The organism is Pseudoalteromonas sp. NCCP-2140 (genome assembly GCF_023708065.1).
GTDB lineage: Bacteria > Pseudomonadota > Gammaproteobacteria > Enterobacterales > Alteromonadaceae > Pseudoalteromonas.
The window spans coordinates 13,744-29,434 of record NZ_BRCZ01000005.1; the positions used below are offsets into that span (position 1 = coordinate 13,744).

Below are 15,691 nucleotides of genomic sequence, written 5' to 3' on the forward strand. Positions count from 1 at the left end.
AATATTATCAATTAAGGCAGCGCAGCTACCATTTAAGCTACACACACTCGATTACGGCCTGACTTTTTAGCCTGATACATGGCTTCGTCAGCCCTTTCGATTGCCGCCTCGATATCGTCATCGGCATTTATTAACGCAACACCAAATGAGCCTGTAACATTAATATGTTTACCTTTGCCAATTTCAATTTTTAAAGCTTCAACGCCTGCTCTTAATCGCTCAGAAAGTGATTTGGCACCTTCTAGCTCTGTTTGCGGTAAGCAGACTAAAAACTCTTCGCCGCCATAGCGATATAGTTGATCGTACTCTCTTAGATGAGATTTAATACATTTAACAAGGGCGATTAACACCTTATCGCCCACTGCATGGCCAAACTCATCATTCACTTGCTTAAAGTGATCAAGGTCGATCATTATCAGTGCGCAGCTGAGCGATTTACGTTTGCAAAGCTCATGCTCTTTTTGTAGGTTTTCAACTAAGTTTGTTCGGTTTGATGCACCCGTTAAAGGGTCTCGGGTGTGCAGCAGTTCAGAGAATTCATCAATAAGGGTGTCAAATAACACTCGTAACCTATCTAAATCGGCATGAAACTGATCCAATAAATTAGCCGGAATAACAGACTTAGACTCTTTTAACGATAACAGGACTTTGGCACCTTGGTGCATCTTTTGATGTGCACAAGCAATGTCTGAAAAGTAAGGGTGAAGACTTATGGTCTGTTCGGGTAGCTTATTAAACCATTGCCCAAAACGACAAAGGTTATGAGCATTATCTGCTAAGTCTTGTTCATCTGCAGGTATGTCTGCAATTAAGCACCTTAATAAGTTTCTATACCATGACTGGTGCCACTCAATGGCCTGCTCGATTTCTGCAATCACGTCTTCAAGCTGTGTATTCGACAGAGAATTAATGCCCTGCTCGGTATTTTGATGCATAGCCAATGAAAAGACTTCCGCTTATTATTTTATTTCCTAAAACAGTACCTAAGGTCTGTTACAAACACAACTTAAAGCGTTGTTCAGCGATAGTTTATTCAACTAAGCGGTAACCTACGGCGGGCTCGGTTAAGATATGTTTAGGACTCGCCGCATTTTGTTCAAGCTTTTGTCTTAACTGACCAATATGTACACGCACATATTCAGGGCGATTAATATACTGCTCTCCCCACACCTCAGATAAAATAGCGTTATGCGTTAATACCTTGTCTTTTTGCTGAAATAACAACAGCAAAATAGCGTACTCTTTTTTAGTTAGTTTAACTTCTTCAGCACCTTTACGCACCACATGTTTATGTGGGTCGATGTGAATATCGCCACATTGCAGGGTCAGGCTTGGTATTGTTTGTGTGCGCAGAAGCACCCGAATACGTGCTAGTAATTCGTTTGCGCTGAATGGTTTAGTTAGGTAATCGTTAGCGCCGTTATCAAGGGCGGTGACTTTTTCTGTTTCGCCGTCGCGTGCAGAAAGTACCAGAACAGGGAGTAAACTCCACTGCCTAAACTCCACCAGCCAATCTTGCCCATCCATATCGAGCAAACCTAAATCAAGCAGCACTAAATCAAACTGCTGCTGGCTCAAAAGTGCAAACGCATCAAGCCCTTTGGCGCACACACTGACTTCATGATCACTGGCTTTTAATAGTGTTTTTAAAAAACTTTGCAGAGGCGGTGAATCCTCTAAAACCAAAATATTAGCCACGGCTGTTACTCCAAATTAATTTAGCTGTTGCCTGCTTTGTCTGCTCATTGAGGGTTAATTCAAAGCGCCCTTGATGACATTTAGCAACCACATCGCAAATAACACTCCCTAGGCCAACGCCTTCATCTTGACTCGTCTCGTGCTTATTAGCAAAAGGGTTAGTTAACACAATTTGGTATTCGTCTTGTGTTTCAATAAATTGCATGTTCGCCGAACCATCTCCATAACGAGCTGCGTTTTCGAGCATATTGGCAAAGGCAATTTCTAGTAAGGTTTCATCGCCAAAGCAACTGCTTTGTTGCTGAGCCTCAACGTGAAGTTTAAAGTTCTGTAATTGCTGCTGACGACGAGATTTTGCCTCGCTAATTAAGGTCAAAATGGGCAGTTTTTGCCATTTAATATTCTCAGCTAACTTATTAACTTTACTGAGCTCCATGACTTTATCAAAGTGCTGGTTAAGTATTTTACTTTGCTCATAAATGTTAGCAGCTTGCTCTTTGATAACCTCAGAGCTTAGTTGGATATCATCATCAGCCAACATGCTTGATGCGCCCATAATGGTCGCTAATGGCGTACGTAAGTCATGGGATAAACTGCGCAATAAGGTGTTTTTTGACCTCTCTAGCTCCGCCTGTACTTTAATCGCCGCTGATTGCTCTCGCAGTAAGGTTTTTTCTTGAACCTGATACAGTAAAGAGCACGCCGTATTCGCCAAAGCCTGTTGCTCTGCATTTAGAGCTTTGGCAAACGCGATGCCGCCAAATTCCGCTTGTTGTTCATTTAAATAAATAAACTGCTTAGAGGCTGTTAGCTGCCAATCACATGCAACCTTTAAATGCGCGGCCATGGTTGTTAAAAACAGCTGCTTTTGCTCCTCAAGGCTATCGAGATCATTAAGCTTTTTTGCTAACTCATACAATAAGCGACTATTACTAGCATGGGCTTGCACATCGCGAACCTTGGTATTGAGCTCCCCAGCAAGGTGGCTTATCACTAAACCTACAATCAACATCACCAAAAAGGTGACCACATATTCAATATTTTCGATGTGAAAAGTAAAATACGGTACCACATAAAACCAGTCCGTGCAGGCAACACTCACTAAGGTGGTAAGCGCTGCAACACGACGATTACTGCGCACCGCAACCCATGTCACCCACAGTAGCTGTAGCATCACAATATCGGTGGTTGTAAACAATTCTCGAAACGGAAATATCGCGAGCACCACCACAAGTGGCATCAACACACTTAAAAATGCGGCTTTTAAATACTGTATTTTGAATACTGACTGCATCATCTTTTCACTTATTGTTTGTCCCTATTAGATTAAAGGGTTTTCAATTTTGTCACTATAAAGTTTTTATAAAGTTTTTTTATCTCGGCATAAAATCTTTATAAAGCTTTCAAGCTCTCTAAAGACTTCTGTTTTTTTGCCATTAGCATTTAGCGCGTACCCACAACAGCGAGAAAGACAATGGCTCAGTTTGCAGTAATCGGATTAGGACGTTTTGGCGTAACCGCCTGTTTAGAACTTTCAAAACAAGGTCATACAGTGTGTGCTGCCGATATTAGCGAAAGCACCGTTAATCACTATGCCGACCAACTCAGTTTTACCGTGGTGGTTGATGCCAGTGATGAAACACAATTAGCACGGCTCGATTTACCTAGTTGCCAAGCCGTATTGGTGGCCATTGGCGAGAATATTGAAGCCAGTATTTTATGTGTATTGCATTTAAAAAACTTAGGCGTAAAGCAAATTTGGGTAAAGGCCTGTACCAAAAGCCATCATCAGATACTAAGTAAACTCGGCGTTGACCGCATCATTCACCCTGAAGAAGAAATGGGCGTGAGGGTTGCACAAGCGCTTAACTACCCAATGGTTAATCAATATTTCCCGCTTAACCAATCCACGTTTATTGTTGAACTAGGCATTGATCTGCAGCTTTCAGGTCGCAAAATTGGCTGGCTCCTCAAAGAGCGTAATAGCGATATTAAACCACTCACTCTGCGACGTGATGATTACTTCAATACAGAACTGACTAACGACACCGAACTGCGTCACGGCGATAGTCTGGTGCTACTGGGCTCTAAAACTTACTTAACTAAATTAGCAAAACGGTTTCGTGCATTATGATTAACTGGCAAGCCAACGTTTACCCAAAACATTTTAGCGGTGTAAAGTGCCGTAAGCGGCAAAAAATAAACCCACCTTTAGTGCTCACTATCGGCTTTATTGTGTTGATTATGCTCGGCACGGGCTTGCTTATGCTACCAATGGCAAGCACCCAACCGATCAGCTGGCTAGATGCATTATTTACGGCAACCTCTGCGGTTACAGTAACAGGGCTAGTGGTCATAGACACGGGTACTGATCTGACTGTATTTGGTCAAAGCGTGGTTATGTTGCTGATTCAAATAGGTGGCATTGGCTTTATGACCGTGGCGGTGATTTCAATTTTAAGTTTAGGAAAAACCCTAGGCTTACAGCAACGCTTACTCGCTAGCCGCGCTTTCGACACTAACGATTTAACCTCGGTGATCAAGGTTGCTAAGTATGTTTTAGTGTATTCATTAGTGATTGAGTCGGTGGCATTTTGCTTACTCTTTATTAGTTGGTTCGATGACTACGGCGCACTAAAAAGCGCCTATCACAGTCTGTTTTATACGATTTCGGCGTTCAATAATGCAGGCTTTGCGTTAAGCGGCGATAGCATATCGGCATTCAAAGGCGATATAACCGTAAACGTGGTGATCACCACTTTGTTTATCATCGGTGGCTTAGGGTTTACGGTGCTGATTGATATCTACAAACAAAAGCGCTGGTCATTACTATCAACCAATACCCGCTTAGTGTTAATTGCTACCTTAGTGCTCAACTGCATCGCATTTATATTGATTTTTTTCTTTGAACACGCCAATCCGGCGACATTAGCGCCGCTATCAACGTCTGAGCAAATATTAACGGCTTGGTTTCAAGCGGTGACACCTCGTACCGCAGGGTTTAATACCCTACCGATTGATGGTTTGAGTCAAGATTCAACGCTTTTGACTATGCTGCTGATGGTGATTGGCGGTGGTTCAGTCAGCACCGCGAGCGGCATAAAGCTCGGCACCTTTGTGATCCTAATTTTAGCGATGCGCAGCTATTTAAAACAGCAAACCACGGTCACCGTGTTTAACCGTCAACTGAGCGACAAGCTGGTGATCAAGGCATTAAGCGTCATGATACTGTATTTATTTATCGCTTTTACCAGCATTATGATCATCACCAAGCTCGAACAAGGGTCGTTACTAGATATCACCTTTGAGGCAATTTCGGCACTCAGTACCGTAGGCCTTTCGCGAGGTATAACTGGGGATTTAAGTGCGCCTAGTCAGCTCATTATCATACTATTGATGTTGATAGGTCGGGTTGGGCCATTAACGTTTGCTTATTGTTTTGCTCGCCAGCACAACCAACCTTTGACCTACCCGACTACCAGTATTCAAATTGGTTAAGTATACAGTTTCGACACTTTTTAGTGTTAAATTTGTGAACTTGAAAACCACTAAAATAAGTCTACAATAATGACATATAAATATGCCATTAATCATTACTTGAGAGATAAATTGAAAAAGTCAGATGCAATCAAAAAGCTATCAGAATTTGATAAACAAGGACGCTATATTTTTACAATGTCTGATTTTGCAAAGATTTTTTTTGATGATACTAATAGGAGCTTGAGAGCGGGGATCTCGCGACTCATCAATGATGGCTTTTTAATTAGAGTTGCAAATGGCATTTTTATTTACGCTCTTGCTCAGTCAAAAGGAAGTGATACGCTGGAGCTAATTGCAAAAACAATCCGCCGTGGTGAGTACAATTACGTTAGTTTAGAGTCTGCACTTTCAGAGTATGGAATTATTTCACAAATCCCCGTTGGCAGATTGACCATTATGACAACAGGACGCTCGGGTGAATATAAAACACCTTTTGGTACAATTGAATTTACTCACACTAAGCGAGACCGTTTAGATATTCTAAAAAACACAATGAAAACAGATCGCTCTTTGAGATTTGCAACGAAAAATACTGCTCTAAGGGATTTAAAAAGAGTTGGCCGAAATACTCATTTAATTGCAGAGGAAGCATAAGATGAAAACTGAACAAGAGAACTTTGCGCAACTGGTAAATCTCGCTATGCAAACCACAAATGTTTCTCATATGCGGGCTGTTATAGAAAAAGAGTTATTGCATTACGACATCCTATTTGCTCTCGAAAGAGGTGGATTTCTTGATAAGCTGGTATTTCAAGGAGGTACTTCTTTAAGATTATGTTACGGCGGAAATCGCTTTAGTGAAGATTTAGATTTTGCTGGTGGTAAAGAATTCAATTCACTCATGTTAAAAGATATCAAAGCATGTATTGAAAAGTATATTGGCGAAAGATATGGCCTTGAGGTGACAGTTAAAGAACCGAAAGAGTTAAAAAAAGACCCTAAATACTCAGAATTAAAAATTGATAAGTGGCAAGTTGCAGTAGTAACTGCACCACAAAGAAAGGATTTACCCAAACAAAAAATTAAGTTAGAAGTTGCCAATATTCCGGCCTACACAAAGCAGCCTTTACCACTGAATGTGAACTATGATTTTCTGCCTGATGGATACAGCGATACACTGATCTTAGCTGAAACACTCGATGAGGTGATGGCTGACAAAATAATTTCATTACCAGCCACAACAAAGTATGTGCGACATCGAGACATTTGGGATCTTGCTTGGTTGCAACAGCAAGGGGCTCAATTAGATATTGAACTAGTTAAAAATAAGGTTGCTGACTATCAACTTGAGCAATATCAGTCCATGCTCTCTCATTTAATTGATAGGTTACCCGAACTTACCACGAGCCCCGAGTTTATCGGTGAAATGAAACGCTTTTTAGATACCGAAGTATTCGATAGAACTCTCGGTAAAGAAAAGTTTCAGTTGTACTTACAAAACACCCTGACAGAGTTATTCAAGACAGTTCAGTCAAAAATGTTTACCGAAGCTACAGAGCTTGAGTTTAAAATGTAAAACCCTGCTACAACTGCTGTAGCAAGGCATTAATATCACTGTATCGTTGTTGCTCGCAAAGGCCAAAACCTGATAGCTGTCTGACTTTATTACGAGTAAATAAAGGCACGCTCATGCCCGCTAAAAAGCGGCACTGAGTATCGATGCTCACATCACTAATCCCTTTAGCGGCTAAGTGCTGTTTAAGCTCAGCAACTTTACTGGCAATCACATTTTGCGCAGGCATTTGATGCACTAATGAATAACTAAGTTTTACCTGCTGGCCTCTACACACTGAACAATGGCCACATTGCTGGGGTGCATTCTGGTCATCAAAATAGCGAGCTAAGTTATAACTTAAGCAGCTATCTAGCTCAAAAAAGCGTACTAAAGTGGCGATACGTTTAATTTCGGCCTGTTCTTTTTCGATAAAATATTGGTGAAGTTGCGGTGCTAAATCAGCGTGGTTTATTACCGAGTTATTCACCTCATACACTTGCGTAATACGTTTAGTTTCAAGGGCAATATGACCTTTTTCGGCCAAATAATCGAGCGCTGCAACCACGCGCTTTCTATCAACTTGAGTGGCACGGGTTAACGCATCAAAATTAAGTGTGCCCCAAATTTTCTTAAACTCAGTGTGTTTGAATACCTGTTGTAAAAACGCTTGTCGATCAACATCAAACTGGCTAAGTAGATCGTTTTGATCCGTTAAAAACTTATATTTAAAATCGGCGTAATAAGCATATAAAGGCGTAATAGCCCCTTGCATTTCTAACTGCACCAGTAAGGTTTTTAACGCTAAAGCACGAATATTACTTTCGCTCGATAAGCTGTACTCTTGCATTTCCCATTGGTTGTTCGTTTGCTCGTTACGAATGTTATTGATGACATAGTCAATCCCACTTTGCTCGGGAGTGTCGGCATAAACAAAGTTCTCAACGGTATTTAAGCCATCAAGGTTTGCTAAGGTAAAACAGTTTGATGGCGCACCATCTCGCCCTGCGCGGCCAATCTCTTGGCTATAGTTTTCAATCGATTTTGGCAAATCATAGTGGATCACAAAACGAATATCAGACTTATCAACACCCATCCCAAAAGCAATAGTTGCCACGACGATATTGATTTTACCCGCCATAAAACCATCTTGGATTTGCCAGCGTTTATCATCCTCAAGGCCTGCATGATAAGCCACCGCATTAAAGCCCGCTCTTGCTAAGCCTTCTGCTACTTGCTCAGCGGTATGTTGTAAGGTGACATAAACAATCCCAGAACCTTGTTGGCTGGCTATAATACTGGCTAATTGCTGAGGTTTTTCTTGGCTTGCAACACTGAGCACTGATAAATCGAGGTTGCTTCGGTAAAAGCCAGTTTGCACCACACATTCTGGGGCAATAGCAAAACGCTCACACATATCGCGCTTTACTTTTTTAGTCGCTGTAGCAGTGAGAAGTAATACCAGTGGAATATTAAGCTCTTCACGATAGCGCGGCAGTTTTAAATAATCAGGCCTAAAGTTATGACCCCATTCAGATATACAGTGCGCTTCATCAACCACCAGCATCGAAATAGGCACTTGTTTAATAAATTCACGAAAGCGCTCATTCTTAAAACGCTCAACTGAGACCATTAAAATTTTCACCTTTCCTGCTCGCACATCACTCATTACCGTATGACTTTGCTCACTGGTTTGGCTTGAATCAAGGCTTGCCGCGTAAATACCTTTGCTATTTAAAAAGCTGATTTGATCTTTCATCAGTGCCAATAATGGCGAAACTACTAAGGTCAAATTAGGTAGGTGCATTGCAGTTAATTGATAGCACAAAGATTTACCCGAGCCAGTTGGAAAAATTGCCAACGACGATTGCTGATTTAATAACTGCTCAATGGTTTGTTGCTGACCTTGGCGAAACTCATTAAAGCCAAAGTATTGATTCAACGAAGTGTGTAGTGGTGTAGTCATCCTGATCCCTCACTGTCATTTCCCTTTTCAGGTAATGATAGGTCTCTTACTGCGAATTAGCCATGTTAACCTGTTTAACTCAATCTCCCAAGGCCATTGATATAACTAAGCGCACTATATTGTTCTTAACAGGTACTGACAAAATCAGTAAAAAGGCGCACAATGGACGCGTTGCCATGGGGTATTGATGGATGGACTTACAATACCTAAGCGCTTTTTCGCAAGAGTGTTTAGGTATTATACTTTTGAGGGCAACGTAATGATTAACCAACCTCCTAAAATCGTGATAATCGGTGGTGGCGCTGGTGGCTTAGAACTAGCAACACAATTAGGACACAAACTCGGGAAAAAACGCCAAGCAGAGATACTTTTAATCGATAAAAACCGCAGCCATATTTGGAAGCCGTTACTTCATGAAGTAGCGACGGGGTCGATTGATGCCGATTTAGACGGCGTTGTATACTCAGCTCATGCAGCAAAACATCATTATAATTTTCAACTCGGCAGCTTTTGCCACTTAGATCAAACCAACAAAACCATCACTTTAAGTGAGTTAAAAGACGAACTTGGCCACCGTATTTTACCTGAGCGCCAAGTCAGTTATGACTATCTTGTACTTGCTATAGGCAGTGTTAGTAACGACTTTAATACCCCAGGTGTTAACAAGCACTGTTTTTACCTTGATTCAAACCAACAAGCTGAGCGCTTTCAGCATGCTCTACTCGATAACTTCACCCGCTTACATCAAGATGACGACCCTCAGCACTCCTTAACCATTGCCATAGTGGGTGGTGGTGCAACCGGGGTTGAGCTGTCGGCAGAGCTTTATCATGTATCAGACATGCTAAAAATGTATGGCCTTAATAAAATGACCGCTAAACGCTTACACATTGATTTAATTGAAGCGGGGCCTCGGATTTTGCCAGCATTACCCGAGCGAATTGCAAACTCAGCTAAGCGTGAACTGGTTAAATTAGGGGTAACGGTGCGCGAAGGCACGCAAGTAAAAGAGGCCACAGAAAACAGCTTTATCACCAAAAACGATGAACATATCAAAGCCGACATTATGGTTTGGGCTGCGGGTGTAAAAGCACCTGATTTCATTAAAGACATTGGTATCTTTGAACTTACCCGAAATAACCAAATTAAGGTGAACCAATATCTGCAAAGTAGCGTTAACGACGATATTTTTGTGATTGGTGATTGCTGTGCATTTACTCAAGAAGATGGCACGCAAGTGCCACCCAGAGCGCAATCGGCTCATCAAATGGCGCAATGTGTTGAAAAAAACCTTATAGCCACACTCAAAAACCAGCCTCTGAGTGCCTTTACCTACAGTGATCATGGCTCTTTAGTTAACTTGTCACGCTACAGCACAGTAGGCAGTTTAATGGGCAACCTAACCAGTAATAGCTTTTTTATAGAGGGTAAAATAGCGCGATTTATGTATATTTCGCTCTATCGTATGCATCAACGTGCCATCCATGGCAGTGCAAAAACCTTTGCACTGTGGATCAGCGAAAAAGTACTACGCGTTGTTAGGCCAAAAATGAAACTGCATTAAGCTACAGCATAAAGCCGGCAAATTAGTTGTTTGTCGGCTATTTATGCACTTCGTCCCCAAGTCATTGACATAAAACTATAAAACCATACACTTCAGGCAAGATAAATCCATGGGTTGAATATGAAAAAAGGTATTTCGCTAACCGTTTTTGCAGGGCTTTGTGCCTGTGGGACCTACCTGATATTAGATAAACCCACTCCTATCGAAGCGATAAGCAACAAAGTCTCGACATCTACTGCTAATATCGCTGAACAAAAGAAAGCTACGAGTTTCTTTGAACCATCAAGCCAGCCAAATAGTAAAGCATCAGAGCTGGCTAAACTCAAGCTAGCCAAACGCCAGTGTAAGCAACAAAGTTTAAAAGCCACTCAAGTTGCAGCTGATCATAGTCAAATAGAAGCGGCGATTAAACAAGCACTAAAAGACGGCGACTCTCTTGAAGATATTTTAAGTTATTCAGAGCTGGTGAAAATATCTTACCGTTCATTTAATACCTTAGTTATTAACGCCATCAAAGAGAATGCAGAACAGCAATTTCAATATGCCTCATCAGTTAACATATTAAAAAGCTGGCAAGGGCTTGATGTCATTGATTATTTTGATACGGATACAATCAATCAACTAACGGCAATTAATGGACCCCTTAGTCAAAATACAGGTTCAATGATGTTTAATGTTCCATTACCTGAGCAAGTAAACAAAACAGCCTTGTACAAACTATTAGATAACAACGATGATTTTAATACCTATTTAAAAACACCATTTAAAATCGGTCCATCACGGCTCATTTCACCATCTATTTTGTTTCTTGCTAATGCTCATACGCTTAGTTTGACTGAGTTTGAAAACGCAATATCCAGCAAAGAGTTTACTGTTAACGATATCGCTGTGGCTTTAAAAAGCAACTTACCTAATGATTATTTAACAGCACTGATCTCTCAAACAGCACAGCTAGGCGGCTCGCCTACAGCAATGAGTGATGACTTTATGGATGAACAACTGTATTTAAACCTTGCTGATGTGGCTGTGAGTGAATTTAACGTACCAATTTTAAAGTTGTTAAGTGAACGAGGTATTGAGCCCACTAATCAGCCAAATGTATTTACAGCGATGGATATAGCCATTGTAAACCTAAAGGGCAGCTCAAATAGCGAAGTACAGCCACTAGAGAGCAAACACTTAGAAACACTAAGTTATCTAAAAAATAAAGGTTATCGAGCTCACGGCGAGCTTGTCCGCGACACACCGAACGATAGGCTACTGATGCTTAAATCTTCATTCTTACCGAGTAGCCTTTTATTTGTTGGCGACCAAGTTGCTAATGATGCTTTTTCTCAGTTCAAAGCTTTAAAGCTAATCCCAAATAACCAAGCATTTAAACGTAAAGAAAAAGATAACTCTGCAATATCAAAAGCACTCAGTGCCTATGAGAGACAAAAACAGCAAGCCAAAAAAATAACTCCTGAGTGTGAAACGATAGATCAGCGGATCAATTCACTAGAAGCGATAAAAACACGCTCTCAAGCACTCGAAGAATTAGAAGCGCTCGAAGCGCAACAAGGCTTACTAACTCCCGATACGCTTCAAGAAATCGACCCTGTGCAGGTTCATAATTGGCAATTCTTGCATTTAAATGAGTATAAATATCAAACCTCAACGCAGTATCAAACCTACAAAGAAGCACTTGTCGAAAAAGACTTTAATACTGTTGCAACGATTACCCAAACAGCAAAACTCAGTACCCACCAGACAAATATGTTGCTTGCAGCAACAATAGAAAACGCTCAACAATTGACGTCTATTTGGCAAAACAGGGTCGCTCCAACTGCACCTGAAAATCTTTTTGTATTTACTAAGTTACCATTAGCACAATGGCAAACATTAGCCGATAGTGGCTTTGATTTTTCATTAAAAGACATGCCAAACAACGATATGTATTTTTATGCAAGCATGCATTCAAAAGAAGCAGTTAAGTTTTTAATGAGCCTTGCTGTTGCACATGATTTTTCTAAACCTGGGCTTGATATTCTCGACCAAGCACTGGAGCAAAGCTATAACACACAAACCCTTGCAGACTATATGCCAAGCGCATTAAAACTTGTTGAGCAATATGAGCCTAACCACTTTCGTCGTGCCCAGCGTCTAAAAGTTTTTGTCCCTGATGTTTATGAAGAGCTTATTAAACTTGAGCCAAAACTTGCACCCAAAGATGGCACTGTAATGAATAACTATCAGTACAGCGCTTATTAAGCTCCTTAGCTATTTGAGCCGTAAATTAACCTACCTGTTTACGGCTCAGCCGGGTATAATGCCCACTTTTTGTGGGGCGCAAAAATTGAATATTATTACTCTAAGCGTTTTATCGCTTGCTATGTCGACTGATGCTTTTGCAGCTTCAATCACCAAAGGCAGTACGCTTAAAAATCCTCGTGTTCTGAGTGCAATCAAGCTTGGTTTATTGTTTGGCTGTATCGAAGCTATCGCACCGGTTGTTGGCTGGCTAATTGGCAGTGCTGGTGCAGATTACGTTGAAGCCTTTGATCACTGGATTGCCTTTGTGTTGTTAGTGGGTTTAGGTGTTCATATGTTGCTTGAGAGTCGTAAAGAAGATGACGACGATGAAGAAGAACTTTCCCCGAATACCAAACGCTCTTTCATTGCCACATTACTAACCGCTGTTGGCACTAGTATCGATGCCATGACAGTAGGTATTAGCCTTGCTTTCATGAAAGTGAACATTTACTTAGCAGCCGCCATGATAGGCCTAGCAACCACAATTATGGTTACCATCGGCGCACTACTTGGTAACGTAATGAGTGGCTGGGTTGGCAAGAAGGCCGAAGCAATCGGTGGTGTTGCACTTATCTTTATCGGCTGTGGCATCCTATACAGCCACACCATGGCTTAACCTAACAGCTTATCAAACTCTTCTTTGGGCATGGGCTTATGAAAATAGTACCCTTGCCCAAGCTCGCAGCCTAAATCGATTAAACTATTTAAGTGTTGCTTTTCTTCAATACCTTCAGCCACAATTTGCAAATTCAAGGTATGCGCTAAGCTGGTGATGGTTCTAACAATGTCCATACTTTGTGTATCGGTGAGCATATCTCTCACAAAAGATTGATCTATTTTGAGTACATCCACGGGAAAGAGTTTTAAATAAGACAAACTTGAATAGCCCGTACCAAAGTCATCAATCGCAATGGCTAACCCCAAGTCAGAGAGCTTATTAAGCATCATTTTTATTTCTTCAAAATCATGCATCAACGCGCTTTCGGTTACTTCCAGCTCTAACAGTTCACTGGCAAGCCCCGCTTGTTCAATGGTATCAGCAACGAGATTACAAAAATTACCATCGGTAAACTGTTTTGCAGCAATATTCACGGCAACTTTTATATTATGGCCTTTATCAGCCCACTCTTTAGCCGCTTTACAGCTTTGCTTAAGCACTGACTTACCTAGCGCATGAATCAAGCCTGTTTCTTCAGCAAGGGGTATAAAGTCCAGTGGTGAAATAAGTTTATTGTCGTTATCTCTTAGTCGCACTAAGGCTTCTACACCAATGATTTTCCGGGTTGCGAGCGCTAGTTTCGGCTGATAAAATACCTCAATCTTATCTTGCTCAATAGCATGTCTTAAGAGCTTTTCAACGCTTTGACGCTGCTTAAATTGATACTCTAAGTCATCGGAGTAATAGCAAAAACGGTTACGCCCCTGCTCTTTCGCACGGTACATGGCTGCATCGGCATGAGTCATCATCTCTTCTGCTTGAGTAGAGTCCGCAGGGTTAACACTCACCCCCACACTGACCGATAAAATATACTCTTGGCTATCAATACGAAACGGCTCATTCATGGTGTTAATAATGTCGCTGGCAATGGCATCTATCGCGGAGGTACTCTGCACGTCAGGTAATAAAATCACAAATTCATCACCGCCAATTCGGGCTAATGTTGTGTTTAAATCGATGAGAGACTCAAGGCGCTTAGCCACATGCTTAATAATTAAATCGCCTTGATGATGACCTAGGGTATCGTTTAAGTACTTAAAGTGGTCAATATCAATCAGCATTAAAGCCACTTTCTTTTTCATGCTCATAGCGACTTTACATGCATGAGTGACCCTATCATGTAATAACACCCGATTAGGTAAGTCTGTTAATAAATCATGATTTGCTAGATGGCTCATTTTCACTGCCATCGCGATTGATTCACTGACATCGTGAAAAACGATAATACCGCCAATGATGTTACCCTCATTATCACGTATTGGCGCAGCTGAATCTTCTACTCTATATACTCGCCCATCAAGCCCGGTTAATTGACTATTTAACGCCATAGCAACAATGCGCTGCTCTTTTAAAGCGACAGAAATTGGATTGATAATTTTAGTGTTTGATGTGGCATCAGTGAGTTGCATTACCTCTTCAATATGACGCCCTTTTGCTTCTTCGCCATGCCAACCTGTTAATCGCTCAGCAATGGGGTTCATAAAGTTAATTATTGCGTTGTTATCAGTTGCAATCACTGCATCACCAATAGAATTAAGCATAACCCGTAAACGCTCTGATTCATTCGATAGCAGTTTTTTTGTATGGGTGATTGAGGTGATGTCCGAAAGGGTAAGAATGACACCAGTAACTTCTTGCTCTTTTATTCTTAAATTGATTTGCGCTCGAACATATTCAATCTTATTGCGAGGGCTAGGCAACTGAATATTTAAAACTTCTTGCTCTATGCCCTTAGTCAAGCAGCGATGAAAAGCCTCATACAATTCATCTGGTAATACATCTTTGGCGAAACAACCAAGCATTTGCTCGCTGCTTTTTGTAAACCAATGGGCGGTTTCATCATTACTAAATAGATTTTCTTCTATTTTTGACCAGTAAGATATATACACTGGCACTTGAGCGACGAGTGTTGAAATATCATTTTTTGCAGCTAATATCTGTGCTTCTTGGTGTTTAAGCTTTAATTGGTTTTGTACTCTGAGCCGGCAGATATTCAAATCAACAGGTTTATGAATCAGATCAATCCCACCGCTTGCAAAACTTTGATACTCAAAAATTTGCTCATTATGAGAGGTAACGAAAATCACATGACTTTGCGCGGTTTTAGGGTTGTTTTTAAGTTTTTTACACACCTCAAAGCCATTCATGCCAGGCATTTCAATGTCGAGCAAAATCACATCTGGCTGAAAGAAAACTGCTTTCTCAATTGCTTGAGTGCCATTATCGCAACAAACTATCTCACCAAGGTCGCTAAGCGACTCCGCCATTATCATCAAACTAGTCGGCTCATCATCCACTACAAGCACTTTATTGTGAATTTTCATGATGAGAAAAAAGCATATCCATCGCCTCTGTAAATAGTACCTTAAAAAACTCTAGTCCTATCTCAGCAGACGCGCCAACATAAAAAATAATTTTTTT

At 41.0% G+C, this 15,691-nt stretch carries 12 protein-coding genes; 7 read left to right on the forward strand and 5 right to left on the reverse strand.

The annotated features are described in order from the left end of the window. Positions 1-32 precede the first annotated feature (32 nt). The 3 genes from NFU46_RS11720 to NFU46_RS11730 form a co-directional block, all read right to left on the reverse strand. Positions 33-935, reverse strand: a complete 903-nt coding sequence (locus tag NFU46_RS11720) for a diguanylate cyclase (protein WP_251602382.1) — start codon at positions 933-935, stop codon at positions 33-35. A gap of 94 nt (positions 936-1,029) precedes the next feature. Then, complete coding sequence (locus tag NFU46_RS11725) at positions 1,030-1,698, reverse strand: response regulator (protein ID WP_251602059.1); 669 nt, start codon at positions 1,696-1,698, stop codon at positions 1,030-1,032. Continuing rightward, complete coding sequence (locus NFU46_RS11730) at positions 1,691-2,995, reverse strand: DUF4118 domain-containing protein (protein ID WP_251602061.1); 1,305 nt, start codon at positions 2,993-2,995, stop codon at positions 1,691-1,693. Before NFU46_RS11730 ends, NFU46_RS11725 begins: the two co-directional genes overlap by 8 nt. 177 nt (positions 2,996-3,172) lie before the next feature. Between NFU46_RS11730 and NFU46_RS11735 the strand changes: the two genes are divergently transcribed. From NFU46_RS11735 to NFU46_RS11750, 4 genes are all read left to right on the forward strand, one after another. Next, the gene (locus NFU46_RS11735) at positions 3,173-3,832 is read left to right on the forward strand and encodes a TrkA family potassium uptake protein (RefSeq protein WP_054553462.1); all 660 of its coding nucleotides are present in this window, start codon (positions 3,173-3,175) and stop codon (positions 3,830-3,832) included. Beyond that, positions 3,829-5,196 carry a TrkH family potassium uptake protein gene (locus NFU46_RS11740; RefSeq protein WP_251602063.1) on the forward strand — a complete coding sequence of 456 codons (1,368 nt, stop codon included), beginning with the start codon at positions 3,829-3,831 and terminating at the stop codon, positions 5,194-5,196. The genes NFU46_RS11735 and NFU46_RS11740 overlap by 4 nt, the downstream gene beginning before the upstream one ends. A gap of 69 nt (positions 5,197-5,265) precedes the next feature. Further along, positions 5,266-5,832, forward strand: a complete 567-nt coding sequence (gene abiEi / locus NFU46_RS11745) for a type IV toxin-antitoxin system AbiEi family antitoxin (RefSeq protein WP_251602065.1) — start codon at positions 5,266-5,268, stop codon at positions 5,830-5,832. A gap of 1 nt (position 5,833) precedes the next feature. Next, complete coding sequence (locus NFU46_RS11750; protein WP_251602067.1) at positions 5,834-6,754, forward strand: nucleotidyl transferase AbiEii/AbiGii toxin family protein; 921 nt, start codon at positions 5,834-5,836, stop codon at positions 6,752-6,754. Positions 6,755-6,761: 7 nt separating this feature from the next. Here the strand turns inward: NFU46_RS11750 and NFU46_RS11755 are convergent, their stop codons facing one another. Next, on the reverse strand, positions 6,762-8,696 hold the full coding sequence (locus tag NFU46_RS11755; RefSeq protein ID WP_251602069.1) for an ATP-dependent DNA helicase RecQ: 1,935 nt from the start codon (positions 8,694-8,696) through the stop codon (positions 6,762-6,764). Positions 8,697-8,955: 259 nt separating this feature from the next. On the opposite strand from NFU46_RS11755, the gene NFU46_RS11760 reads away from it, so the two are divergent. The 3 genes from NFU46_RS11760 (at position 8,956) to NFU46_RS11770 (ending at position 13,168) form a co-directional block, all read left to right on the forward strand. Continuing rightward, positions 8,956-10,260 (forward strand): NAD(P)/FAD-dependent oxidoreductase, encoded by a 1,305-nt coding sequence (locus NFU46_RS11760; protein WP_130167761.1) that lies wholly within the window; start codon positions 8,956-8,958, stop codon positions 10,258-10,260. Positions 10,261-10,380: 120 nt separating this feature from the next. Continuing rightward, complete coding sequence (locus NFU46_RS11765) at positions 10,381-12,510, forward strand: hypothetical protein (RefSeq protein ID WP_251602071.1); 2,130 nt, start codon at positions 10,381-10,383, stop codon at positions 12,508-12,510. 85 nt (positions 12,511-12,595) lie between these two features. Continuing rightward, a complete protein-coding gene (locus NFU46_RS11770; RefSeq protein WP_251602073.1) occupies positions 12,596-13,168 on the forward strand; it encodes a manganese efflux pump MntP family protein in 573 nt (190 codons plus the stop codon). On the opposite strand, the gene NFU46_RS11775 is transcribed toward NFU46_RS11770, so the two are convergent. Continuing rightward, positions 13,165-15,594: an EAL domain-containing protein gene (locus tag NFU46_RS11775; protein WP_251602075.1), complete on the reverse strand. Its 2,430-nt coding sequence runs from the start codon at positions 15,592-15,594 to the stop codon at positions 13,165-13,167. The genes NFU46_RS11770 and NFU46_RS11775 overlap by 4 nt on opposite strands. Positions 15,595-15,691 lie beyond the last annotated feature (97 nt).

What these genes read in the sequence shown, in the direction of transcription:
- NFU46_RS11720 (WP_251602382.1), bottom strand. Translation starts at nt 935, where the DNA reads ATGCATCAAAATACCGAGCAGGGCATTAATTCTCTGTCGAATACACAG.
- NFU46_RS11730 (WP_251602061.1), bottom strand. Translation starts at nt 2,995, where the DNA reads ATGATGCAGTCAGTATTCAAAATACAGTATTTAAAAGCCGCATTTTTA.
- NFU46_RS11735 (WP_054553462.1), top strand. Translation starts at nt 3,173, where the DNA reads ATGGCTCAGTTTGCAGTAATCGGATTAGGACGTTTTGGCGTAACCGCC.
- NFU46_RS11740 (WP_251602063.1), top strand. Translation starts at nt 3,829, where the DNA reads ATGATTAACTGGCAAGCCAACGTTTACCCAAAACATTTTAGCGGTGTA.
- abiEi (WP_251602065.1), top strand. Translation starts at nt 5,266, where the DNA reads ATGACATATAAATATGCCATTAATCATTACTTGAGAGATAAATTGAAA.
- NFU46_RS11750 (WP_251602067.1), top strand. Translation starts at nt 5,834, where the DNA reads ATGAAAACTGAACAAGAGAACTTTGCGCAACTGGTAAATCTCGCTATG.
- NFU46_RS11755 (WP_251602069.1), bottom strand. Translation starts at nt 8,696, where the DNA reads ATGACTACACCACTACACACTTCGTTGAATCAATACTTTGGCTTTAAT.
- NFU46_RS11760 (WP_130167761.1), top strand. Translation starts at nt 8,956, where the DNA reads ATGATTAACCAACCTCCTAAAATCGTGATAATCGGTGGTGGCGCTGGT.
- NFU46_RS11765 (WP_251602071.1), top strand. Translation starts at nt 10,381, where the DNA reads ATGAAAAAAGGTATTTCGCTAACCGTTTTTGCAGGGCTTTGTGCCTGT.
- NFU46_RS11775 (WP_251602075.1), bottom strand. Translation starts at nt 15,594, where the DNA reads ATGAAAATTCACAATAAAGTGCTTGTAGTGGATGATGAGCCGACTAGT.